Raw genomic sequence first — 24079 nt, forward strand, 5'->3', positions numbered from 1 at the left:
TCCGACGCATGGGCGGCGGCCCGGTAGCGGCCGCCGCCGCACGGCTGGCCGAGATGGCCGCGCTGGTCCTGGCGATCTCGCTGGTCAGCTTCGGCCTGCTGCTGCTCGCCCGCGGGGACGCGGCGTCGTCGGTCGTGCGGGAGCAGGGCGGTGCGGTTTCTCACGCGCGGATCGAGGCCGAGCGGCATCGGCTCGGGCTGGACCTGCCGGCACCGCAGCGGTATGCCGACATGCTGACCCGGGCCGTCCGTGGTGATCTGGGCGTCTCCATCCGTAGCGGCCGGCCGGTCAGCGGTGAGATCGCGGCGCGGATCGGGCCCACCGTCACGCTGGCACTGGCCGGCAGCGTGGTCGCCATCGTCGTGGGCCTGTTCATCGGCCTGGCCGAGGCGGCGGCGCGGGGCTGGTTCGTGCCAGCACTGCTGCGCGGCGGCTCGCTGCTGCTGGTGTCGGTCCCGGGGTTCGCGCTGGCGTTCGGGCTTGTCGCCCAGTTCTCGCTGCGACTCGGCTGGTTCCCGACCCAGGGCACCGACGCTGGTGCGTGGTCCCTGGTGCTGCCCGCTCTGGTCCTCGGCCTGCCCGCCGGCGCGGCGCTCGGGCGGGTGCTCTCCACCCGCCTGCGGGAGGTGTTGGCCGAGCCCTACCTGGTCACCGCCCGCGCCCAGGGGCACTCACGACTCACCTGCCTGCTGCGCTGGGCGCTGCCGAACGCGACGGTCACCTCGCTGGTGGTGGCCGGGAACATCCTCGCCGCGCTGGGCACCGGCACCCTCGTGGTCGAGGAGGTGTTCGGCTGGCCGGGGCTCGGCTCGTACCTCATCGCGGCCCTGCGGTACCGGGACTGGTATCCGCTGAACGCGGCCGTCCTGCTGCTGTGTGTCGTCGTGATCGTCGTGCGTGGGGTGAGCCTCAGCCTGGCCACGATCGTCGATGAGCGTGCCCGGAGTACATGGTGATCCGGCGCGGCGGCGGCGCGGTCCGCCGTGTCCTGACCGGCAGCTGGTGGCCGTTGCCAGCGGTTGTCGTGGCCACGTTCGTGCTCGCCGGCATAGCGGGTCCGATCCTCACCGCCGGTCGCGAGCGGCACACGGACCTGAACCGGGCGTTGCTGGCCCCGGGCGTCGGCGCGTGGCTGGGCACCGACCACCTCGGGCGCGACGAATTGGTGCGGCTGGTCGCCGGTGCCCGTGGATCGCTGATCGCGGTCGGGGCGGTCCTCGTGGTCTGCCTGGTTCTCGGCGGCGGGCTCGGCGTCGCGGCGGGCTGGTGGGGTGGTCTGTTCGACCGGTTCGTGCTGCGCGTGGTGGATGTCGTCACCAGCGTGCCGACGCTGCTGCTCGGGCTCGTCCTCGCCGGTCTGCTCGGCGGCGGCCAGTGGCAGGTGGCCCTCGCGCTGGGTGCCACGCTTTGGCCGCCGTACGTGCGGGTGATCCGCACCGAGACCCGGCTGCGGCGCGACGCGCCGAGCAACCAGGCGCTGCTGCTGCTGGGGGCGCGGCCACCGCGAATCCTCCTCCGGCACGTGCTGCCGGCGCTGGGGGGCCCGGTCACGGTACTGCTCGGGATCACCGCCGCGGAGGTCATCGTCGGGGTCGCGACCCTGAGCTTCCTGGGGCTCGGTGCCCGCCCGCCCATACCGGAGTGGGGCTCGATGCTGGTCGAGTCGCGTCCGTACCTGTCGTCGGCGCCCTGGCTGTTCCTGGCACCGGCGGTCGCCGTCACCGTCGTCGCCGTGGCGTGCAACCTGCTGGCCGACCGGCTGGGTACCTGGTTCACCCACGGCGTCCGCGCCGGCGCCGTGACCCGCCCGGCAACGGCAGCGCGGCCCGCCACCCGGGCGGCGGCCACCGACATCCCGGCCGAGGCCCGGCTACAGGTGACCGAGCTGTCCGTCGATCTGCACGACGGCAACGGATACACCCGTGTGGTCGACGGCGTGACGATGTCCGTACCGGCGGGCGGAACCCTCGCGATCGTCGGCGCCAGTGGCAGCGGCAAGACCATGACCGTGCTCGCCATGCTCGACCTGCTCCCGCCGCAGGTGTCGGCGCGGGTGACTGGCTCGGTCCGCCTCGCCGGACGGGAACTCGTCGGACTCGACGAGAAGGCGCTGCGCCAGGTGCGTGGCCGGATCGTCGCCTACATCCCGCAGGATGTCGGTGGCGCGCTGCACCCGCTGCGGCGGGTGGGCGCCCAGGTCGCCGACGTCGTCGTGTTGCACCGCGGACTTCGCCGCCGAGCCGCCGAGCGCCGCGCACTGGAACTGCTCGCCCTCGTCGGCATCGACGACCCGGCCCGTGTCGCCCGCCAGCGCCCGGGCGAACTGTCCGGCGGGATGCGCCAACGGGTGCTGCTCGCGGCCGCGCTCGCCGGTGAGCCCGCCCTGGTGGTCGCCGACGAGCCGACCAGTTCCCTGGACGCGACTGCCGCAGTCGGGCTCGTCGAGCTGTTCGGCGAGATCCGGGACCGGCTCAGCACCAGCCTCGTGATCATCACGCACGAGCTGGGCGTCGCCGCGCGGCTGGCCGACACCCTCGCCGTGTTCGACCGGGGCCGCGTGGTCGAGACCGGCGACACGCACGCGGTACTGCACGCCCCGCAGCACCCGGTGACCCGGCGGCTGATCGCCGCCGCCGACCTTCCACCACCGCGGTCCGGCCGGGACACCGGGGATACCCCGGTCCTGCTCACGGCACGGGACCTGCACCTCGTCCATCCGGCCCACGGCTGCCGCCCGGCGGTGCCGGCACTGGCCGGGGCCGACCTGACCGTGCACCGCGGCGAGGTGGTCGGCCTGGTCGGCAACTCCGGCTGCGGCAAGTCGACCCTGGCCAGGTCCCTGGCCGGGCTGGAGCCACGGCTGCGGGGGACGGTCGAACTCGACGGACGACCGGTCGACCCCCGGCGCCAGCGCGTCCACCTGGTATTCCAGGACCCGGCCGCAGCCCTGGATCGCCGCCAGAGCATCGGCGGCGCGCTCACCGAAGCGCTGCACCTGCACGGTGTCCGCGCCATCGACCTGCCGGCCCGGCAAACGGCGCTGTTGCGGCGGGTCGGTCTCACCGCCGAGCACGGCCGGCGCCGACCGTGGCAACTGTCCGGCGGGGAACGCCAGCGCGCGGTCATCGCTCGGGCCCTGGCCTGCGACCCCGATCTGCTGATCCTCGACGAACCCGTCAGTGCCCTGGACTGCGTGCACCGGGCCGACGTCATCAACCTCCTGCGCAGCCTTCGCGACGACGGCCTGGCCATGGTCGTGATCTCCCACGACCTCGGTGTCGTCGAGCACGTCGCCGACCGCATCGCCGTCATGCACGGCGGCCGGATCGTCGACGAGCTTCACCTCGGCGCCATGGCGACCACCGCGCGGCACCGGACCAGCCGGGAACTCGTCGCCGCCCGCGACTTCTTCCGCATGGACTCCGTCCACCAACCCGTACCTCCATCGAAAGGACCATCGACATGACCGCAGCCGTCGACCCGTGGCAGAAGCTGCTGGCGTCCTGGGACGACCAGCAGACCGGCTACCTGCCCCGCCGCGAGGAACGCTTCGCGATGATGACCCGGACCATCGGCGAGGTGATCGGCGACAGCTTCGTCGCCCTCGACCTCGGCTGCGGGCCGGGCTCGCTGTCGCAGCGCATCCTCGCCGCCCACCCCGCTGCCACCGCCATCGCCGTCGACGCCGACCCGCTGCTGATGGAGCTCGGCCGGCACGCCCTGTCGGATTACGCCGACCGGCTGCGTTGGGTCGACGCCGACCTGCGCGATCCGCACTGGCACGAGAGCCTGGGTGTCGACAGCGTCGACGTCGTCGTGTCCACCACCGCACTGCACTGGCTGGAGCCGGGCGTCCTGTTCGCGGTCTACCGCCGGGTGGCGCAACTGCTTCGCCCCGGCGGGATCCTGCTCAACGGCGACAACATGCCGTACGACCCCGGGCAGGCCACCCACGAGCGGCTCGCCGAGGCGGCCAACGAGCGTGCCGCCCGGGAGGCGTTCACCATTGCCGGCGTGCCCGACTGGGAGCGGTGGTGGTCCGAGGCCGCCGGCAACGACCTGCTCGCCTCGGCGGCCCGGGAACGCACGGCCCGGCGCGAACTGGCCGACCAGGTGTACGGCCCGCGCGACGGTGACCGGCTGACCTCGCTGGCCACGCACGTCACCGCCCTGACCGAGGCCGGGTTCGGGGAGATCGCCACGATCTGGCAGAACCTCGACGACCGCGTCCTGCTCGCCGTCCGATGAGCCGGCCGCAGGCACGGGCGAGCGCGAACGTTCGCCTGCTGGGATGGGCGATGCGGGCCAGGCGGCGGATGGCCGAACTGGTCGGCCTCTCGGTCGCCATCACCGCCACCTACGCCGCCCAGGGCCTGCTCCTCGCGGTGGTCGTGGACGACGTCATCGGCGGCGCTAGCCCCACCGGGGCGATTCCGGGTGTGCTGGGGCTGGTGCTCGTCCAGGTGGTCCGGGCGGGGCTGCTGTGGCGGCGGGAGGTGGCCGCGAGCAGCGCCGCCGCCACAGTGAAGGAGTCGGTCCGGGCCGAGGTGTATCAGCAACTGCGGCGCCTCGGCCCCGCCGACGTGCGCCAGCGGCGTACCGGAGAGATGCAGTCCATCCTCGTCGACGGCGTGGAGGCCCTGGACGCGTACGTGGGCAAGTTCCTGCCACAGGCGGTCGCCGCCGTCATCGGCGCGGCCGCGATCGCCGGCTTCCTGCTCGCCCTGGACCCGGTGGTCGGCGGCGTCGTCCTGGCCTGCGGCCTGATCGTGCCGCTGGTACCGCAGCTGTCGCAACGGGTCCTGGCCAGCCGGATGGATCCGTGGATGGCCGCCTATCGTGCCCTCTACGCCGAGAACCTCGACGCCATCCAGGGCATGGCCACGCTGAAGGTGTTCGGCGCGGCTCAGCGGCGCGGACTGGAACTCACCGCGCGAGCCCAGGACTTCTGCCGCGCCTCCATCCGGTTGTGCGCCGTGACGGTCCTCTACGTCGGCGTGGTCGGGCTCGCCGTCGGGTTCGGCACCGCGTTCGCCGCCGGCCTCGGCGCCGTCCGGCACGCCGAGGCGGCCATCGGAGCGCTCGCCCTGCTGATGATCCTGCTGCTGACCCGGGAGTGCTTCCGTCCCCTGCGCGACCTGCAGAACGCCTTCCACGCCGGCGCCCCGGCGCTGTCCGCCGCGGCCGGCATCTTCGAGATCCTCGACGCGGACCCGCCGGTCAAGAGCCCCGCCGCCGCGCGTACACCCGCCGGCCCGTCCCGCACCCCGCTGGCGGTCGCCTTCGACCGGGTCCGCTTCACCTACCCCGGCCGCACCGAACCGGCGGTCCGTGACCTGACCCTGGACATCGCCCCCGGCGAGCACGTGGCCGTGGTCGGCCGCTCCGGCGCGGGCAAGACCACCCTGATCGGCCTCATGCTGCGCTGGTTCGACCCCCAACACGGCTCGGTGAGCCTCGGCGGCATCCCCGTCACCGACTGGCCGCTGGACGAACTGCGGCACCGCATCGCGGTCGTGTCGCAGGACACGTACCTCTTCCACCGCTCCGTACGCGACAACCTCACCCTGGCCCGCCCGGACGCCACCGACGACGAGGTATGGCAGGCCCTTGACGCGGCCAACGCCCGCGCGTTCGTGACCGCGCTGCCCGACGGGCTCAGCACCGTCGTGGGCGAACGCGGCATGAAACTCTCCGGCGGCGAACGCCAGCGGCTCTCCATCGCCCGCGCGCTCCTGGCCGACGCGCCCGTGCTCATTCTCGACGAAGCGACCTCCAGCGTCGACGGAGCCAACGAACGCACGATCGCCGAAGCACTGCGCCGGGCCGCCGCAGGACGAACCACGCTGACCATCGCCCACCGGCTGTCCACCGTCCGCGCCGCGGACCGCATCGTGGTCCTCGACCACGGGTCGATCACCGAGATCGGCAGCCACGACGAGCTCATGGCCAGGTCCGGCACCTTCGCCCGGCTGGTCGCCACCCAGGAGTCCATCGCATGAGCCACGCCCCGACCACCGCGCCGGCCGGCTACACGCCCCGGCTCCTGCCGCTGCTCCGGCTGCTGCGCGGCCACCGGCGGATCCTCGCCCTCGCCGTCCTCAGCGGCATCGCCACGCACGTCTTCACCATCGCCAGTGCCGTCCTCGGCGCGATCCTCGTCGGCCGCGCGCTGACCGGCGCGAACCCCACCGGCCTGCGCGGCGGGTTCGCGGTCCTGCTCGCACTCGTTATCCCGCTCGTCGTCGCGCCCTGGCTGGAAACCCAACTCGCCCACGTCGTGGCGTTCCGCGTCCTGGTCGACCTGCGCGGCCGGGTCTACGACGCATTCGCCCGGATGTCACCCGGTGACCTGCTCGCCCGCCGCTCCGGCGAACTCGGCTCCACCGCGATCAGCGACGTCGAACTGCTGGAAACCTTCTTCGCGCACACGCTCAGCCCGCTCGTCTCCGCCGCTGTCGTACCCGCCGGGGCCCTGATCGCCCTCGCCTTCGTCGACCCCGCCCTGTCCCTGGCGCTGCTGCCCGTGCTGCTGGCTCTGGCCAGCATCCCGATCTGGCTGCGCCGCCGGGCGGAAGCCCACGGCGACGCGGTCCGAGCCGAGGCCGGCGCGCTGAACGCCGAAGCCGTCGACGCACTCCAGGGCCTCCGCGAGATCCTCGCCTTCGGCGCCGGCGAGGCTCAGGCGGCACGGCTGCGGCATCGTGGCCGCGCGCTTGACGCCGCACGGACCCGGCACAGCCGGCGCGCCGGCGTCGAACTCGCCGCCACCGACGCCCTCGTCACGCTCGGCGTGCTCGTCGCCCTCCTCGTCGGCAGCGCACTCACCGCGTCCGGCCGGCTCCCCGTGGACCTGCTGCCCGCTGCGGTCGTCCTCGCCGCCTTCTCCCTGGCGCCGGTGACCGCCGTCGTCGACGTCGCCCGCGACCTCAGCATCGTCTCGGCCGCCGCGGCCCGCGTCCGCGACCTCCTTGCGGTGGAGCAGGCCGTACCCGAACCCGGCCACCCGGCCCGTGTCGAGCACATCGACACCCGGGTCGGTTTCGACCAGGTCAGCTTCCGTTATGCCCCCGCGCTCCCGCAGGCGGTCCAGGACATCAGCTTCACCATCGAGCCCGGCGAAACCGTCGCACTCGTCGGGCACTCCGGAGCAGGCAAGTCCACCTGCGCCCACCTGCTCCTGCGGCTCTGGGATGTCGGCGCCGGCGCCATCACCATCGGCGGTCACGACCTGCGAACCATCGCCCGTGAGGACCTGCGCCGGCTCATCGCCTACGTCCCCCAGGACGTCCACCTGTTCAACATCTCCATCGCCGACAATCTCCGCCTCGGTCGCCCCGAGGCCACCCAGGCGGAGATCGAGAAGGCCGCCGAACTCGCCCACGCCCACGGCTTCATCCAGGACCTGCCCGACGGCTACGACACCATCGCCGGGGAACTCGGCAACCTGCTCTCCGGAGGGCAACGGCAACGCCTCGCCATCGCTCGCGCACTGCTCACCGGCGCCCCGATCCTCGTCCTCGACGAGGCCGTCTCCAACCTCGACGCCCAAAGCGAACGCGAGCTCACGACCGCGATCCAGGCGACCAGCGCCGAACGGACCACGCTCGTCATCGCTCACCGGCTCTCCACCATCCGCACCGCCGACCGGATCGTCATGCTCGACCACGGCCGTGTCGTTGAGACCGGCCGCCCCGACGACCTGCTCGCCAGGCCCGGAGCCTTCAGCGAACTGGTCCGCACCCAACTGGCCGCGAGCTGATCCACGCGGCGCAAGACGTGCCGCCGCGCCACGCAAGACGGCGAACAGACCGCCGCATCACCACGAAACGACCGATAGCCGACAGCCCCGGCGGCGGTACCGGTGCCACAATTCGATCATGAAGAGGCTCGTGGGGCGGGGCAGCTGGCCGCACGCCGCGCTGCTGGTCGGCGCCACCGCGCTGGTCTGGCTGATCGCTGGCGTGGCGGGTGCGCTGGGTAGCTGGGTGTGGTGGGCGGTGGCGGCGTTGCCGACCGCGGCCCTGCTCGTCGCGCCGATCCTGTTGTTCTGGCTCAGCGGCGAGCGGACCTGGCCGACCTGGGTGGCGTTCGCTTTCGTGTTCGTGCTGCTGCTGACCGCGTACGCCGGCCCGGGCGACTGGTACCTGCGCGCCGCGGGCACCCGCACCACCGCGACGGTCCGCGAGATGTCCTGCCTGGAGACTTCGACCCGCCACGGCCGGTGCCTGTACCGCTACACGCTGCACGACGCATCCGGCGCCCCGCTGCCGGGCGAGTTCCGCGACACGGTTGTGTACGAGTACGGCAGCCCGGTCGACGTGGTCGTCGATCCGCGCGGCCTGCTCGGGCCCCGCCTCGCCGCCGATCTCGACAGCCGGGTGTTCGACGTCATGGCGCTGGTCGGTTTCGCAGGCTTCGCCGCGACGGTCGCCGGCGCGACTGCCGTCGGCCGCCGCGACCCGGGCCAACCTGCGTCAGCTCTTCAAGGAAGACCATGACCGTCGTCGTGCCCGGCGGACCGTGGCTTCTTCGGCCCGCCGGACACCAGAAAACCTCGTGGTCTCACTGGTCCTGTGCGGTGGAGTACCGATCAGCGACCGTGAGCGCCTCGTCGAGGATCGCCAGGCCCTCGTGAACCTCAGCGGCGCTGACCGTGCACGGCGGCGCCACATGCACCCGGTTGAAGTGGGTGAACGGCCACAGCCCGCGCTGCTTGCAGGCCGCTGCCAGCTCGTTCATCGGGTTCGCGTCCGCGCCGGCCGCGTTGAACGGCACGAGCGGTTCCCGGGTTTCGCGGTCGCGCACCAGCTCAAGCGCCCAGAAGACGCCCAGGCCGCGTACGTCGCCCACGCAGGGGTGCTTGGCGGCCAGCTCGGCCAGGCCCGGGGCGAGAACATCCTCGCCGATCGACCGGGCGTGCTCGACGATCCCCTCCTCCTTGAAGATCTGGATCGAGGCTACCGCCGAGGCGCAGGCGAGCGGGTGCCCGGAATAGGTCAGCCCGCCCGGGAACGACCGCTCGCGGAAGGTGTCGGCGATCTCGTCCGAGATGACCACGCCGCCGAGCGGCAGATAGCCCGAGTTCACCCCTTTGGCGAACGTGATCAGGTCGGGGGCTACTCCCCACCGGTCGACCGCGAACCACTCGCCGCACCGGCCGAACCCGGCCATCACCTCGTCGGCGATGAAGACGATGCCGAACTCGTCGCAGATCTCGCGTACCCCGGCCAGGTAACCCGGCGGTGGCACCAGGATGCCGTTGGTGCCGACCACGGTCTCCAGCAACACCGCGGCAACTGTCGCCGGGCCCTCGAAGACGATCGTGTCGCGTAGGTGCTGCAGCGCCCGGGTGCACTCCTGCGCCTCGTCGGCGGCATGGAACGGCGACCTGTACGGGTACGGTCCCCAGAAGTGCACGACGCCCAGCGCGACCGGCTCGTTGGGCCAGCGTCGCGGGTCGCCGGTGGCGGTTATCGCGGTGGCGGTGGCGCCGTGGTAGCTGCGGTAGGTGGCCAGTACCTTGTGCCGGCCGGTGTGGAGCCGGGCCATCCGGATCGCGTTCTCGTTCGCCTCGGCGCCGCCGTTGGTGAAGAACACCTTGTTCAGGGGCGCCGGGGCGAGCTCGGCGATCAGTTGGGCCGCCTCGCCACGCTTGTCGTTGGCGAAGGCCGGCGCGATGGTGCAGAGCCGGGCCGCCTGCTCCTGGATCGCCGCGACCAGCCGTGGGTGCTGGTGGCCGATGTTGACGTTGATGAGCTGGGAGGAGAAGTCGAGGTACCGCTTGCCCGCGTAGTCCCAGAAGTAGCTTCCCGAGGCACCCGCCACCGGCAACGGGTCGATCAGGCCTTGAGCCGCCCAGGAATGAAAGACATGGGCGCGGTCGTTGGCGCGCACGGTCTTGTCGTTCATCGCTCTGGTCCTCTACCGGGTCTGGGGGAAGCCGAGATCGATTGATGAGGTGCCCGGGTCTGGCCAGCGTGAGGTGACGACCTTGGTGCGGGTGTAGAAGTGGATGCCATCCGGGCCGTACATGTGAGTGTCGCCGAACAGCGACGCCTTCCACCCGCCGAAGGAGTAGTAGGCGACCGGGACCGGGATCGGCACGTTCACCCCGACCATGCCGGCGTTGACGTCCAGCTGGAACCGCCGGGCTGCCCCGCCGTCGCGTGTGAAGATCGCGGTGCCGTTGCCGTACTCGTTGTCGTTGATCAGGGCGAGCGCCTCGGCGTACGTCGAGGCGCGGACCACTCCCAGGACCGGTCCGAAGATTTCGTCGCGGTAGACGTCCATCTCGGGCGTGACGTGATCGAGCAGCGTGACCCCGAGGAAGAAGCCGTTCTTGGGCACGTCCGCGGTCCGGCCGTCGGTGATCACGGTCGCGCCGGCTGCTGCGCCGCGCTCGACATATCCGGCGACCTTGTCCCGGTGTTCTCGGGTGACCAGGGGGCCCATCTGGGCGTCCGGGTCGGTGCCGTCGCCGATGCGCAGTTTGGGCAGCCGGCTCGCGATGGCGTCCACCAGTGGGTCGGCCACGTCGCCGACCGCGACCACGATCGAGATCGCCATGCAACGCTCGCCGGCTGATCCGTAGGCCGCGCTTACCGCGGCGTCCGCGGCGGCGTCGATGTCGGCGTCGGGCAGCACCAGCATGTGGTTCTTGGCTCCGCCGAGTGCCTGTACCCGTTTGCCGTGCGCGGTGCCGGTCGTATAGATGTACTTGGCGACGGGGGTTGAGCCGACGAAGCTGACCGCGGCGATGTCGGGATGGGCCAGGATGGCGTCGACGGCTTCCTTGTCGCCTTGGATGACGGTGAAGACGCCGGCCGGAAGTCCCGCCTCCTGCCAGAGCCGGGCGAGGAACAGCGACGCGGATGGGTCCTTCTCGCTCGGCTTGAGCACGAACGCGTTGCCGGCCGCGATCGCGGTGGTGCACATCCAGAGCGGCACCATGGCTGGGAAGTTGAACGGTGTGATCCCGGCGACCACGCCCAGTGGCTGGCGGATCGAGTAGACGTCGACGCCGGTCGACGCCTGTTCGGAGTATGAACCCTTCAGCAGGTGCGGCACGCCGGTGGCGAACTCCGCGTTCTCAAGTCCGCGGGCGATTTCGCCGGCCGCGTCGGACAGCACCTTGCCGTGCTCCCGGGTGATGATCTGGGCGAGTTCGCCGGACCGTTCGGCGAGCAGTTCGCGGAATTTGAACAGCACTGCCGCCCGTCGGGACAGCGACGACGAGCGCCACACCCGGGCCGCCTCGGTGGCGGCCTTGACCGCGTGGCCGACCTCGGCGGTCGAGGCCAGGTCGACCTCGGCGATCTGCTCGCCGGTGGCTGGGTTGAAGACGGGGCCGACGCGGCCCGAGGTGCCGGCGGTTTCGGCGCCGCCGATCCAGTGTGCGATGCGAGGCATGCTTCGGAGATTACGTAACAGCCGTTGACCGTACAATATTGAAATTGTACTGTTTCAAAATGCTTGACGTGCTGCGGGAACTGCTGCGCGAGCCGACGGCTCGCGGACTTGCGGAGGCGGTGAGCCAGGCGGTGGGGCAGGGCCGGCTCAGCGCCGGAGCGAAGCTGCCGCCCGTGCGTCAGGTCGCCGACGCGCTGCAGGTCTCCCCGACGACGGTGGGGGCGGCCTGGCAACTGCTGCGGCGCTCGGGCACCATCCGCACCGACGGGCGCCGCGGCACGACCATCGCCGAGACTCGCACGGGTGGGCCAGGTCGGTATCGCGCAGCCCTGCGCAGCCGCACTGGATTCCCGCTGGACCTCTCCACCGGCGTGCCAGATCCACAGCTGCTGCCACCATTGCCGCCCCTGACCGGGATCTTCCCCGTGCCGGGCAGCTATCTCGACGAGCCAGTCCATCCCGAGCTCGCGGTGCTGCTGCGCGAGCGCTGGCCCTACGAACCCGAACGCATCGGCGTCTTCGACGGTGCGATGGATGCGATTGACCAGATCGCCTCGGCTCTGCTGCGCATGGGTGATCGGGTCGTCGTGGAAAGACCCAGTTTTCCGCCGTTGCTCGACCTGCTCGAGGCGATCGGCACTCGGCCGGTGGGCGTGGACACCGACGCTCAGGGAATCCTGCCCGACAGGCTGGCGGCGGCGCTGATGGAGCGCCCGGTCGCGGTGTTCCTGCAACCTCGCGCGCTCAACCCCACGGGCGCCTCCTGGTCGAAGAAGCGCGCGGCGGAGCTGGCCCTCGTGCTGGCGAGGCATCCCGCGGTCTGCGTTATCGAGGACGACTCGGCCGGTGACATCTCCATGGCGCCGCTGTACTCGATCGGCGCCTCCCTGCCGATGCAGACCGTGCACGTGAGCAGCTTCTCCAAGTCCCACGGCCCGGATCTGCGGCTCGCGGCCGTCGGCGGCCCCGCCGCGGTGCTCGACCCGGTGCTGGAGAGGCGCCTGCTCGGCCAGGGCTGGACCAGCCGGTTGCTTCAGCAGCTGATGGCGCGCCTGCTCACCGAGCCCTCGTCGGTCGCTGCGGTCCGCAACGCGCGTGAGGAGTACGCCCGCAGGCGACGCTGCATGGTCAAAGCGCTGTCACGTGCCGGCTTCGAACTGCCGGTCGGTGACGGGCTGAATCTCTGGCTTCCCGTGGCGGACGAGCAGGCGGCTCTGCTCTCGTTGGCCGGTGACGGTATCAGCGCCGCGGCGGGCGCGGCTTTCACGGTCGGTCCAATGCCGCCACATCTGCGGGTGACGGTCGGCCTGGTAGCCGAAGATCACGATTTGGTCGCTTCCCGGTTGGCTCGCGCCGCTACCGCACCCGCGCTCCGTCTCGCGCGCTGACCGCCGAAACGGCTGGTGGATCCGGTCGTCCGCCCAGTGATCTCGGCCCTCGGCGGGCACACCTGGACCGATCCCGTTCACGCAAGATCGTCGGTTCGACAGATGATCTAGCACCGACGGTCGGCTCGGCGGTGCGGATGTGATGGACATCCCACTCACAACGATATACGGTATCCGGAATGCAGTAGCCCGCCGTTGCACTGCGTTCTTCGCCGTGCCGGTCAAATGAAGTAGCCGATCCCTGGGTGGTAGCCATGAAGACCAATGCAGCCCTGTTGTTCCAGCAGCCCGGCCGGTGGGAGGTCACTGAGGTCGACCTCGACGGACCCGGCGAGGGCGAGGTTCTCGTCGAGATGGTGGCCACGGGCCTGTGCCACTCGGACGAGCACATGGCCAACGGGGCCTCCGACTTCAATGTGTTCGGTGGCATCACTCCGTGGTGCGGAGGCCACGAGGGTGCGGGCGTCGTGCGCGAGGTCGGGCGAGGCGTGCGCAATCTCAAAGTCGGCGACTCCGTGCTCACCGTGTTCATTCCCTCCTGCGGCCGGTGTCGGTGGTGTGCCGAGGGCAAGCAGAATCTGTGCGACAGCGGCGCCAACGTGATGTCGGGAGCTCAGCTCGACGGTGTCACCTATCCGATGCAGTACCAGGGCAAGCCCGTGGGGACGGGCATCGGCACTTTCTCCGAGTGGCAGGTCTACGACGAGACCTCACTGGTGAAGATCGATTCGTCGCTTCCCCTCGATGTCGTCTGCATCGTGGCTTGTGCCGTCACCACGGGATGGGGCTCGGCCGTGAACGCGGCCAATGCCCAGCCCGGAGGCACCGTGATCGTGATGGGGTGTGGCGGTGTCGGCATGAGTGCGGTGCAGGGTGCCAGCCACGCTGGGGCCACCCATGTCATCGCGGTGGACCCCGTCGCCTTCAAGCGCGACACGGCGCTCACCCTCGGCGCGACCGCGGCGTTCGCCGACATGGACCAGGCCACCGAGTACGCGAAGAGCCTGACGCACGGCCAGGGAGCCGACGCCACCGTCATCACCGTCGGTAACGTCCACGGTGAACGGGTCGAGGAGGCCTTCAGGTCCATCCGCAAGGCCGGCACCGTCGTCGTCACGGCGCAGGGCTCGCTGGCGGGGGACGACGTGGTGCGCCTCAACCTCACCGAGCTCGGGATGTACCAGAAGCGGATCCAGGGCGTCATCTACGGCACCGGATCGCCGCGGCGGTCGATGCAGCGCCTGATCGACCTGTACCAGGCGGGGACCCTCAAGCTCGACGAGATGGTCACCACGCGCTATGCGCTCAAGGACATCAACCAGGGCTACCAGGACATGCTGGATGGAAAGAACATTCGCGGCGTGGTCACGTTCTGACGACCGACAAGGAGTCTGCGCGAATGAACCTGCAGCAGGACGCGTATCGCACGATCAACCCGAGCACGGGTGAGCTCGTTCAGGAGTTTCCGGCCTATGACGACCAGACGGCCGAGGCCGCTCTGGCCCGAGCGCACGAGGTCTATGCCGGCTGGCGCGAAACCACGGTGGAGCACCGGGTCGAGCTCTTCCGCCGCGTCGCGGACGCTGTCGCCGAAAGGCGCGACGAGCTCGCAGACAAGGTCACAGAGGAGATGGGCAAGACCCAGTTCTTCGCAAGGGCTGAGGTCGACTCGTTCGTCGAGATCTTCCGCTACTACGCCGACCACGCATCCGAGTTGCTCGCCGACGAGGAGGCGAAGGCCGCGGGGTTCACGAGCCTGATCACGCGGCGGGAGCCCATGGGCGTCACCTTGGCGATCGAGCCGTGGAACGGGCCGTTGGGCCAGGCGGCGAGGGCGGCGGCCCCGAACCTGATGCTCGGCAACACGATCATCGTGAAGCCGGCAGAGATCTGCCCAGGGTCCTCACTCCTGCTCGACCGGCTCTTCGTGGAGTCGGGATTTCCCGAGGGTGCCTATCAAACGGCTCTTCTGACGTTCGATCAGGTCTCCGCCTACCTCGCCGACCCGCGGGTCAGGGCGGTGACGTTGACGGGTTCGCACCGCGCTGGGACGCGCATCGCCGAGCAGGCCGGTCGGCACATCAAACCGGTGGTTCTGGAGCTCGGCGGGTCGGATGCGTTCATCGTCCTTTCCTCGGCGGACGTCAGCCAGGCCGCGCAGACGGCTGCCTTGTGCCGACTGCTGATCAGCGGCCAGGTGTGCACCTCTCCCAAGCGCATCATCGTGGAAGAGCCGGTTGCCGGCGAGTTCATCGACACCTTCGTCGAGGCTTTCCGTACACACCAGGTGGGAGACCCGCAGGACCCTGCGACCGTTGTCGGTCCAATGGCCAGCGAAAAGGCCGCGGAGCTGCTTCAGGAGCAGTACGACGACGCGGTTGCCAAGGGTGCGACGGTTCTCGTGCCGGGCGGACGGCTTCCGGGCGCGGGCTTCTTCTTCGCCCCCGCCGTGCTGACCGACATCACCCCTGAGATGCGGCTCTACTCCGAGGAGGCGTTCGGACCGCTGGCGATCATCTATCGCGTCTCGGACGAGGACGCGGCTGTGGCGTCGGCCAACAGTTCGATGTTCGGGTTGGGAGGGACCGTCTACGCCGAGGACCTCGACCAGGCGCACCGGGTCGCCCGCCGGCTCGACACCGGCGGGGTCGGCATCAACAGGATTCTGGGCGCACCGATCGAGATCCCCTTCGGCGGCACCAAGGCCTCTGGACTCGGGCGCGAGCTCGGGCGGTCAGGGATGGATCAGTTCGCCAACATCAAGACCTACGGGGTGGCCTGACAGCACTCGTTGCCTGCGATCGGCCGATACGCCGGCCGCTGCTCGTGTGGAAGGGCCCCGTCCGGTGGTGGAGCCGGACGGGGCCCTTCGGGTCAGAGCGGAGGGACAAACAGCGTGTTAACGATCTGCCCGACAGGTCATGAGCGGCTGAATGTGCTTGCCGAAGGCGTCGAGTCCGTCGAGGAAGTCGTCGAAGACGACCATGATGCCCGCCGTTCCCTCGACGGCGGCCATCTCGTCGAGCATCGAGGCCACGCTCTGGTAGGAGCCGATGAGCAGGCCGCAGACCGACGAGCTGGTGTCCTCGACAACCTTGAGGGCGCGCTTCACGGAAGAGGTTTCCTGATCCCTGTGGACGGTGTCCAGCGACATCTGGCTGCCGATTCCCTCCAGCGCCTTCACGTCCACCCCGCCCTGGATGTGCCGCCACCTGGCCCAGGCCTCCTCGTCCGTCTCGGCGGCGATGATCGCCACCAGGACGTACACACCGACGTCGCGCTGCGCCGCGCTTCCCGCGGCGGCGACGCGCTCGGCCAGCGGCGCGAACGAGGTGGGCTGGTTGATGCCGTTGATGTTGACGAAGTTGAAGTCGCCGTATTGCGCGCAGAAGTCGATGCCGCGTTGGCTCTGGCCGGCGCCGACCAGCGGGATCGGTGCGCTGGGCAGCGGCTGCAACTGGCAGTCGTCGAAGTGGAAGTAGTCGCCTTGGAAGGAGGATCGGCCGGTCTCGAGGAGCTCTCGGAGGATCGTCACGTACTCGCCGGCGTAGTCGTAGCGACGGCTGTAGTGCTCGTCCCCTGGCCAGAGGTCGAGCTGCTGGTACTCGGCCTTCTGCCAGCCGGACACGAGGTTGATGCCGAATCGTCCGGGTGCGATCGAGTCGATGGTCACCGCCATGCGTGCCGCGAGGGCCGGCGACAGCGCCAGGACCGGGGTCGATGCGAACAGTTTGATTCGTTCGGTCGCCGCGGCCAGTCCGGCCATGAGGGTGAACGACTCGAGGGCGTAGTTCCAGAACTCGGTCTCCCCGCCGTACCCACGAAGCTTCACCATCGACAGGGCGAAGTCCAGTCCGTGCTCCTCGGCGCTCTCGACGATGCGGCGGTTGAGCTCGAAGGTGGGCTTGTATTGCGGGGCGGTCTTCGAAACGAACCAGCCATTGTTCGCGATGGGTAGAAACACTCCGATATCCATGGGTCACCTCTCGGTAGTGAAGGCCCGGCGTGTGCCCGCTGAGGGCAGGCTCTTGAGTGCGCGGCACTCTGGCTGCGCAGGCCGGTGGATGGCTGGACAGTAAACCGTATACGGGATATCGTCAATCAACACCGAGCGTGGTGACCCCTGGGGGTCGCGGCCCGAGCGACGTGCTCCGGGCGAGTTCGACAATGCAAACCTTCATACCGGACGGGTTGCGCCAATGCGGCGCGGCGCCGCACACTTGTGCCAGCGACGTAAGCCGTCGCACATCTCTCGAGACAAAAGACCTCGATTGAGTCACCCAAGTCGGCGGGCCCAGGCCAGTGGATGAATCTGGCTCCTCTTTCGCCCACGCCGAATCGCTGTCTCGATCCGGTACGCACTCGACAGATGGACTACGACATGTTGATAACGGTTGTTGTCGGTAATCCCAAGCCCGACTCCCGGACCCTCCAGTTGGCCGTTGGCCTGGCGTCGCTCATCGAGCACGGATCCGAGCCTCGGGTCGTCGACCTCGCGCGGTACGCCCACCGCATCTTCGAGTGGCCGTCCGAGGAGTTGTCGGAACTGAACGAGGCAGTTGCGGCGAGTGATCTGGTGATCTTTGGATCGCCCACCTATAAGGCGACCTACACGGGATTGCTCAAGGGCTTCCTGGATCGGTATCCCGCGGCCGGCCTGAAGGACGTCTGCGCCATTCCAGTGATGACCGGCGCCAACCGTACCCACGCCATGGGTCCCGAGGTCAATTTACGGCCGCTGCTCGTCGAGCTGGGCGCCATCGTCCCGACGCGCGGGCTGTACTTCGAGACTCCGCTCATGGATCGAGCCGACGTGCTGCTGCGTGAGTGGGTCGCGGAGAACGCGATCGGCCTCGAGGCGATCAGGGCCATCGCGAAGGCCAAGGCCGGTGCGGTGGCGGGAGGAGCGCGATGAGCGCCGCGGTCAGCGACCGGCGGTCGGGCGAGTTCGTGCACGATCTGGGCGGCATGCTTCCCGCCGACCCTCATTCGGCTCAGGTCAAGGCCGCGTTCAACCAGTTTCCCGCCGCGGTCGGGGCGGTCTGTGCCCTGGTCGACGGTGAGCGCACCGGGTTGATCGCCTCTTCCATCGCGGTGGGTGTCTCCTACGACCCTCCGATGGTGTTGTTCTCGGTGCGCAAGGATTCCCAGACCTGGCCGGTGCTGCGCCGGGCGCCCCACATCGGTATCTCCATCCTCAGTGAGCACCAGAGTGCGGTCTGCCAGCAGCTGTCCGCCCGGGGGCAGGACCGTTTCCGAGGCCTGGTGACCGAGTCGGGGGAGGCGGGGGCGGTCTTCGTTCAGGAGGCGATCAGCTGGCTGGATTGCTCGATCGCGGCCGTGACGGAGGCCGGCGACCATGAGGTCGTCGTGTTCAGGGTGCACGCGGTCAGCGTCGCCGAGTCGGCCAACCCGCTCATCTATCACCAGACGCGATTCAGGCTGCTGCAGGCGACTTGCGACGGGTGACCATTCCGTGGCATTCGGTATGTGGTGAACCGAGGATCGATATGTCGTCAAGACATTCTTCTGCGCAACCTGTTCGGCGCCAGTCGCTTACCCGTTCGCGAGGCAACTCCGGGGCCTTTTCCACGAGGGTTTGACGACCTCGACGAAAGTCGTCATCCAACCGTGTCCCGCCCAGCCCTGATCCACCGGGCGTCGGCGCTGGTGTGCGCGTGTCGTAGCACCTGAATGCCCTCCTGAACAGGGGCGATGTTGATTGCGACGTCAGCATCCGGCCGACCCGAGAGGGGCACCTCGTCAGTGAAACCTTCTTACCCGGTCCGCCCTCTGTCGGCGGGAGTGTTCGCCGGTGCGGACTCGATCGTTTTCCGGTCCGTGTCTGGCCAACCGACCATGGTAGACGGTACATTGGATACCGTATGCTAATAGTCGATGAATTCTGGAGGAACCTTGGTTGATCGATCTGGCTCCGACGACCTGCTGCGCGTCGGCTTGTTCTGGCCGACGTCGCGCACGGTCTTCCCGACCGCCTATGTGTGTGAGCAGAACCCTGAAGCACTGGACCTAGCGGCCCAACAGCGACTGGCTGTCGAGACCGAGGCGGCGGGATTCGATTTCGGAGTCCTCGCCGATGCCTATGGGACAGTCTCTGAGGAGTCGTCGCGCATCGGGCATCATGATCCGTCCATTCACGCCGTGGTGTGGGCGATGGCCCTGTTCTCGGTGACGTCGAGGATGGGTCTGATCTCGACGATGCATCCGACGTTCATCGACGCGATCGATCTCGCTCAGTTCGGTGCTCAGCTCGACTATGTCAGCAACGGGCGGTGGGGCTGGAACGTCACCACGGGCTACCGGCCGGATGAGCCGCGGCTGTTCGGTGCTGACGGCCTCGCTGACCACGACGAGCGGTACGGGATCGCCGAGGAGGCCGTGGTCGCGGTCCGCAAGCTCTGGGCGCAGGACCGTCCGCAGGTCGAGCAGCGGGGCACGTGGGTGAGTCTGAGTGGCCGGCTTCCGGGTCCGGGGCCGGCGACTCCCGGGGGACCGGCGATGGTCAATGCCGGTGCTTCCGATCAGGGTCTGCGTCTCGCGGGTCGCTACTGCGACTACCTGTTCGCCCCGGTGGTGGACCATGCCCACCTTGAGCGCCTCAACCAGCGGATGCGGGAGGAGGCCGAGAACGCGGGCCGTGACAGGAGCGCGAAGGTCCTCGCCGGTGTTCGCTGCCTGCTGCGCGACGACGCGCAGGAGGCGCGGGACGAGTGGGAGGTCGTGAAGGCGTCGATGGATGCTTCGAAGGAGCTCAACGTCTTCGCCAAGACGATCGCCCAGGGAAGCAAGGGTGCCGCGTACGCGACCAACAGTGGGCGTGGGGCGCTGCAGGCTGAGAGGAAGGAGGGTGCCTTGAATCCGCTTGTCGGAACCCCTGAGACGGTGGCCGAGGAGCTGATCGAGCTCTATCACGATCATGGCTATCGGGGCATTCTGGTCAACACGCCGTACTGGACCGCCGGAGAGATGCCGCGCTACGGCCGGATGTTCGCGCGCCTGCAAGAGGCGGGCGTCTGGCAGCCGATCGCGCAGAGGAGCTCGCTGTGGTGACAGGTCCCGACATCGTGGAGAGCGCGGCGACGTCACCCGACCTCGAGGCTCGGATCGACGCGGCCGTGGCGGTCCGGTGGGAGCAGCCGCCCGTCGTCCAGCCGTCCCGCCGCGCGACGCTCGCCGGCCAGGAGCCGACGTTCAAAATCGGGGCCCTGTGGCGCGCCGACCTGGCGGGCGATGCCGGCGGCACCGCCGGGCTCGACCCGGGCCAGCTCGAGTGGACGCGTCACGTGGAGTCGGCGAAGGCGCTCGAACGCGCCGGCATCGACTACGTGCTGCTGACCGACGGATACGCTGGCGGGGGTTCCGCGGAGCGTGGGCTGCGTTCGGTGCTCTGGGCGGTCCCGGTCATCCTTGCCACGGAGCGGCTCGGGGTGGTCACCGTGCTGCGCACCAACTTCACGGCGCCCACCCATGTCGCCCGATTCGGCGCCCACCTGGACTGGTTGTCGCAGGGTCGCTGGGGTTGGTGCGTCGCCACGGGCAGGGGAGACGAGGCCGCCCGGCTCTACGGCCTGGACGAGGAACTGCCGGTGGAGGCGCAGGTCGACAGGGCCGCGGAGGTGGTCGCGGCGGTCGAAGCCATCTGGCAGGGCCGCGAGCAGGGTGTCGAGTTCGAAGGCCGGCATGTCCGGGTCCACGGACACTCCAAACGACCGTTCCCCACCCAGCTTCCTCGTCCGCCGATCTTCGGCGTCGGTGATTCCGCGGCAGCCCGGTCCCTGGCTGGGGCGAGCCTGGATGTGTGGATCGCCGAGGACCCCAGCCCGGATGCGCTCGTCTCGGCCCGGGCCGCCCTGGCCGAGGGTGCGCAGCGGGCAGGCCGTGCGGCTCCTCGGATCCACCTGCGGACCTCGCTCGTTTCCGGTGAGGCGGACACGGCGCTTCGTGCCTTGGCATCCCGGGTTCGTGATCTTGCTGCCGACAAGCTCATCGACGGTCTTCTGCTGGACCTGCCGGGCGGCGACGAGGTCGCGGGCGAGCGGGTGCGGGCTCTGGTCGACATACTGGCCGAGCTCGGCGTCGCCGAGGACTACGTCGCGCGCACCGGCAGTTGGTGAGCGGGCGCGCAGCGCGATCAGTCAGCCCCGAACTCCGTTAGACGTCGAGCGACCTCCTCGACACCCAGCACGTCCGCGTACTTCTGGTCCATGTCGAACAGATTCATCGCGTGCGACGCCTGGGTGCGGTCGAAGACGCACTCTTCCGGAATGACGACCTTGAAGGCGTGCGAGGCCGCGTCGAGGACCGTCGCTCGGATGCATCCGCTGGTGCTGTTGCCGCAGATGACGAGCGTGTCGACACCGAAGCGGATGAGCGAGGGCAGCAGGGGAGTGCCGAAGAACGCGCTGGGGGCGGCCTTCTGGATGTGCAGCTCGTCGGGCCGTGGTGTGAGGGCCTCGACGATCCTCCACTCGGCCTCGGGCTCGTGCTGATCGCGCGCGAAGGTCACGTCGGGACGGCGCTGGTACGTCAGGAAGTCCCACGGGCTGTTGATGCCGGAGATCGTCGAGACGTGAACGACGGGGAGACCGATCCGGCGAACGAGATCGAGCAGGGCCGCGGTGGCGTCGATTCCGGCCCAGGCCTCGTGGCCCATGCTGAAGACCTGGTCCCGCATGGTCGCGAGGATGTCCTCGCCCCGCGGCCCCACTGTTTTGTTGATGTTGTCGACGATGACCAGCGCCGGTCGGGAGCCGAAGCCCATGCGCGGGCGCCGGGGAAACCGCTCCAGCCACTGCCGATCACGGTCGGTTAAGAACTGATCCCAGATTCGTTCCATAGGTGCGTCTCCTGGTAGCCGAATTCCTCTGTACACGGTATACGAAATTGTGATGGGATACCTCTTGTTGTGCTCATCACATACCGTATACGGTATGCAAACTCTTCCGCGAAGGGCCCTCGCAAAGGGGATCGCGAAGCCGTCCGAGCGGTCGTCGCCGTAATCGGCTGTGTGCGGGCCGCGCCGGCCTCGCCCAACTGACCAAATGGAGAAAAAAGTGATCGGTAAAACGCGCAGCCTTCAGGGCGCTGCCAAGCGTTCCCTGGTGGCCCTGACGCTGGTGGCTGCGACCGCCTTGGCGGGGTGCAGCGACGACAATGGAGGCGGGGACAAGGGCGGCCTCACCGGCGAGCCCATCAAGGTCGGTGCGATCCACACCCTGACCGGCCCCCTCTCCGCGGACGCCGCGTCCGGTGCCGAGGTGTCGAAGGCGTGGGCATCCTGGGTCAACAAGCACGGTGGCCTCAGGGGCCGCCCGATCGAGCTCGTGATCAAGGACGACCAGGGCAACACCGCCCTGTCGGCCAAGTACATCAACGAGCTCATCAACGTGGACAAGGTCGTCGCGGTCGTCGGCTCGAACGCCCAGGGTTCCGGCGAGAGCGCTTGGGCGCCGGCGCTGGAGAAGGCCGGCGTGCCCTTCGTCGGCGGCAACGGCTCCAACATGAACGCGATGCTCTCGCCGATGTACTTCTCGACCTCGGCGAACCTGATCGCGCTGTTCTACGGCACGGCCGAGGCCGCGGCCAAGAACGGCGACAAGATGGCGCAGCTCTACTGCGCGGGCTCGGCAACCTGCAAGACGACCGTCGACCTGCTCAACGCGCTCGGTGGGCCGTTGGGTGTCAAGGTCGCCTACTCCAGTGCCGTGGACGGGTCCCTCCCCGACTTCACCGCGCTCTGTCAGTCAGTCAAGGGCTCGGGAGCGAAGAGCTTCTCCATCAGCCTCACCTCCGACGTCGCCAAGCGGTTCGCGGAGCAGTGTGAGACCCAGGGCCTTGACATCCCGATGATCTCGCAGACCGCGAGTGGCCGTCTGGCCGGTCAGCCCGGGTTCAACAACGTCCAGTTCGTCGACGCGCGGTTCCCGTTCTTCGACGAGTCGACGCCGGCTACCAAGGAGTTCCACGACGCGCTTCGGGAGTTCGCTCCCAAACTGGGCAGCAAGGACAAGCCGCTGAACTTCATCGACCCGGGCATCTGGGTCTCCGGCAAGCTCTTCGAGGCCGCTGTCAAGGCTTCCCCCGAGGGCGAGATCACCGCTGAAAGCGTCAAGAAGGGTCTCTACGCCCTCAAGGACGAGACGCTCGGTGGCCTTACCGGACCGCTGAACTTCAAGCCCGGCGAGCCGTTCCAGAACAACTGCTACTACACGTACTCGTTGAACGCCGGCAAGTTCGGCACGCCTGACGGTGTGAAGCCGAAGTGTGCGCCCGCCGACGAGATCGCGAAGATCGTCGCCTCCCTCAAGGGCTAGTGCGCTGCCCTCGGGGCGGCCACCGCCGTCGAGCCTGTTCGTTCGCGAACTCATCGGATCGCACCACTAGATGATAAAGGACCGAAATGCACGGCAGTGGTCGTCTCGAGGCCAAGGTGTCGGTCGTCACCGGCGCCGCACGAGGAATTGGCGCGGCAATCGCAAGGCTGTTCGTCGCGGAGGGAGCGTCGGTCGTGATCGCCGACGTCCTCCGCGACGAGGGTCTTGCCCTGGCGGAGGAATTGGGGCCTGAAGCCGCCTACACCGATCTGGATGTCACCCAGCCGGCCGCGTGGGAGCAGGCGGTTCGGTTTTGCACCGAAGCGTTCGGCCCGCCGGACATCCTGGTGGCCAACGCCGGCGTCAACTGTCCCAAGCTGATCGCGGACCTGACCGTCGACGACCTCACGCGGGTGTTCCAGGTCAACGTGATCGGCGCCTTCCTGGGCATCAAGACCGTCGCGCCGGTGATGCGGAGCAAGGGTGGCGGGTCGATCGTCGTGATGTCCTCGGCGGCGAGCGACACGGGCATCGCCGCCCACGCCGCCTACGGCACCAGCAAGGCCGCCAACGCATCCCTCGCCCGGAACGCGGCGGTCGAGTATGCCGGCACCGGGATCAGGGTCAACTCCATCCACCCCGGTGGGGTCGACACGGACATGAGTCGCAGCCCGGAGTTCGAAGCCATCGACAAGGACGCCTGGTATGGCGGTCTGCCGATTCCTCGGATCGGCCTGGCCGAGGAGGTGGCTCAGGCGGCTCTCTTCCTCGCCTCCGACGCGAGTTCCTATACGACCGGCAGTCGAATCATCGTCGATGGTGGCCAGCTTGCCGGACCGGTCGCAGTGCTGTGAGAGAGCGGCAGCACGGAGGTCGTGTCCACGGCCTCGGCCCAACCCTGAGAAAGGCCGATTAGCGATGAATCGGCGCATTTACGTGAACCTA

19 protein-coding genes are annotated in these 24079 nt (G+C 69.2%); 15 read left to right on the forward strand and 4 right to left on the reverse strand.

What is annotated here, in order from left to right; translation table 11 throughout:
* Positions 1–8 precede the first annotated feature (8 nt).
* From AB0367_RS23185 to AB0367_RS23210, 6 genes are all read left to right on the forward strand, one after another.
* A complete protein-coding gene (locus AB0367_RS23185; RefSeq protein WP_366228465.1) occupies positions 9–956 on the forward strand; it encodes an ABC transporter permease in 948 nt (315 codons plus the stop codon).
* Positions 950–3466: an ATP-binding cassette domain-containing protein gene (locus tag AB0367_RS23190; RefSeq protein ID WP_366228466.1), complete on the forward strand. Its 2517-nt coding sequence runs from the start codon at positions 950–952 to the stop codon at positions 3464–3466. The genes AB0367_RS23185 and AB0367_RS23190 overlap by 7 nt, the downstream gene beginning before the upstream one ends.
* Entirely contained in the window at positions 3463–4248 is a 786-nt protein-coding gene (locus AB0367_RS23195; RefSeq protein WP_366228467.1) for a methyltransferase domain-containing protein, read from the forward strand. Before AB0367_RS23190 ends, AB0367_RS23195 begins: the two co-directional genes overlap by 4 nt.
* Positions 4249–4298: 50 nt before the next feature.
* A complete protein-coding gene (locus AB0367_RS23200) occupies positions 4299–6002 on the forward strand; it encodes an ABC transporter ATP-binding protein (RefSeq protein WP_366228468.1) in 1704 nt (567 codons plus the stop codon).
* Complete coding sequence (locus tag AB0367_RS23205) at positions 5999–7762, forward strand: ABC transporter ATP-binding protein (RefSeq protein ID WP_366228470.1); 1764 nt, start codon at positions 5999–6001, stop codon at positions 7760–7762. Before AB0367_RS23200 ends, AB0367_RS23205 begins: the two co-directional genes overlap by 4 nt.
* 118 nt (positions 7763–7880) lie before the next feature.
* Entirely contained in the window at positions 7881–8501 is a 621-nt protein-coding gene (locus AB0367_RS23210; RefSeq protein ID WP_366228472.1) for a hypothetical protein, read from the forward strand.
* 64 nt (positions 8502–8565) lie between these two features.
* Here the strand turns inward: AB0367_RS23210 and AB0367_RS23215 are convergent, their stop codons facing one another.
* Both AB0367_RS23215 and AB0367_RS23220 read right to left on the reverse strand, forming a co-directional pair.
* Complete coding sequence (locus AB0367_RS23215) at positions 8566–9912, reverse strand: aspartate aminotransferase family protein (protein WP_366228473.1); 1347 nt, start codon at positions 9910–9912, stop codon at positions 8566–8568.
* Positions 9913–9924: 12 nt separating this feature from the next.
* Positions 9925–11412: a CoA-acylating methylmalonate-semialdehyde dehydrogenase gene (locus tag AB0367_RS23220; protein WP_366228474.1), complete on the reverse strand. Its 1488-nt coding sequence runs from the start codon at positions 11410–11412 to the stop codon at positions 9925–9927.
* A gap of 59 nt (positions 11413–11471) precedes the next feature.
* Between AB0367_RS23220 and AB0367_RS23225 the strand changes: the two genes are divergently transcribed.
* The 3 genes from AB0367_RS23225 (at position 11472) to AB0367_RS23235 (ending at position 15582) form a co-directional block, all read left to right on the forward strand.
* Entirely contained in the window at positions 11472–12800 is a 1329-nt protein-coding gene (locus tag AB0367_RS23225; protein ID WP_366228519.1) for an aminotransferase class I/II-fold pyridoxal phosphate-dependent enzyme, read from the forward strand.
* A gap of 254 nt (positions 12801–13054) precedes the next feature.
* Entirely contained in the window at positions 13055–14176 is a 1122-nt protein-coding gene (locus AB0367_RS23230) for an NDMA-dependent alcohol dehydrogenase (RefSeq protein WP_366228475.1), read from the forward strand.
* Positions 14177–14199: 23 nt separating this feature from the next.
* Positions 14200–15582 (forward strand): aldehyde dehydrogenase family protein, encoded by a 1383-nt coding sequence (locus tag AB0367_RS23235; protein WP_366228476.1) that lies wholly within the window; start codon positions 14200–14202, stop codon positions 15580–15582.
* Between the two features lie 117 nt (positions 15583–15699).
* Here AB0367_RS23235 and rutA read toward each other — a convergent pair whose 3' ends face one another.
* A complete protein-coding gene (rutA, locus tag AB0367_RS23240; protein ID WP_366228477.1) occupies positions 15700–16776 on the reverse strand; it encodes a pyrimidine utilization protein A in 1077 nt (358 codons plus the stop codon).
* A gap of 393 nt (positions 16777–17169) precedes the next feature.
* Here rutA and AB0367_RS23245 point away from each other — a divergent pair, with 393 nt between their 5' ends.
* The 4 genes from AB0367_RS23245 to AB0367_RS23260 all read left to right on the forward strand — a co-directional run bounded on the left by AB0367_RS23245 (position 17170) and on the right by AB0367_RS23260 (position 20935).
* Positions 17170–17715: an NAD(P)H-dependent oxidoreductase gene (locus AB0367_RS23245; RefSeq protein WP_366228478.1), complete on the forward strand. Its 546-nt coding sequence runs from the start codon at positions 17170–17172 to the stop codon at positions 17713–17715.
* Positions 17712–18269, forward strand: a complete 558-nt coding sequence (locus AB0367_RS23250) for a flavin reductase family protein (protein WP_366228479.1) — start codon at positions 17712–17714, stop codon at positions 18267–18269. Before AB0367_RS23245 ends, AB0367_RS23250 begins: the two co-directional genes overlap by 4 nt.
* A 429-nt stretch (positions 18270–18698) precedes the next feature.
* On the forward strand, positions 18699–19871 hold the full coding sequence (locus AB0367_RS23255) for an LLM class flavin-dependent oxidoreductase (RefSeq protein WP_366228480.1): 1173 nt from the start codon (positions 18699–18701) through the stop codon (positions 19869–19871).
* Positions 19865–20935 carry an LLM class flavin-dependent oxidoreductase gene (locus AB0367_RS23260; RefSeq protein WP_366228481.1) on the forward strand — a complete coding sequence of 357 codons (1071 nt, stop codon included), beginning with the start codon at positions 19865–19867 and terminating at the stop codon, positions 20933–20935. The genes AB0367_RS23255 and AB0367_RS23260 overlap by 7 nt, the downstream gene beginning before the upstream one ends.
* A gap of 17 nt (positions 20936–20952) precedes the next feature.
* Here the strand turns inward: AB0367_RS23260 and AB0367_RS23265 are convergent, their stop codons facing one another.
* Positions 20953–21657 carry an isochorismatase family protein gene (locus tag AB0367_RS23265; protein ID WP_366228482.1) on the reverse strand — a complete coding sequence of 235 codons (705 nt, stop codon included), beginning with the start codon at positions 21655–21657 and terminating at the stop codon, positions 20953–20955.
* Between the two features lie 217 nt (positions 21658–21874).
* Here AB0367_RS23265 and AB0367_RS23270 point away from each other — a divergent pair, with 217 nt between their 5' ends.
* Positions 21875–23134, forward strand: coding sequence for an ABC transporter substrate-binding protein (locus AB0367_RS23270; protein WP_366228483.1), 1260 nt, complete (start codon positions 21875–21877; stop codon positions 23132–23134).
* An 86-nt stretch (positions 23135–23220) separates the two neighbouring features.
* Positions 23221–23988: a glucose 1-dehydrogenase gene (locus AB0367_RS23275; RefSeq protein ID WP_366228484.1), complete on the forward strand. Its 768-nt coding sequence runs from the start codon at positions 23221–23223 to the stop codon at positions 23986–23988.
* Positions 23989–24079: the final 91 nt, after the last annotated feature.

Source organism: Dactylosporangium sp. NPDC051484, assembly GCF_040689395.1.
Lineage (GTDB): Bacteria > Actinomycetota > Actinomycetes > Mycobacteriales > Micromonosporaceae > Dactylosporangium.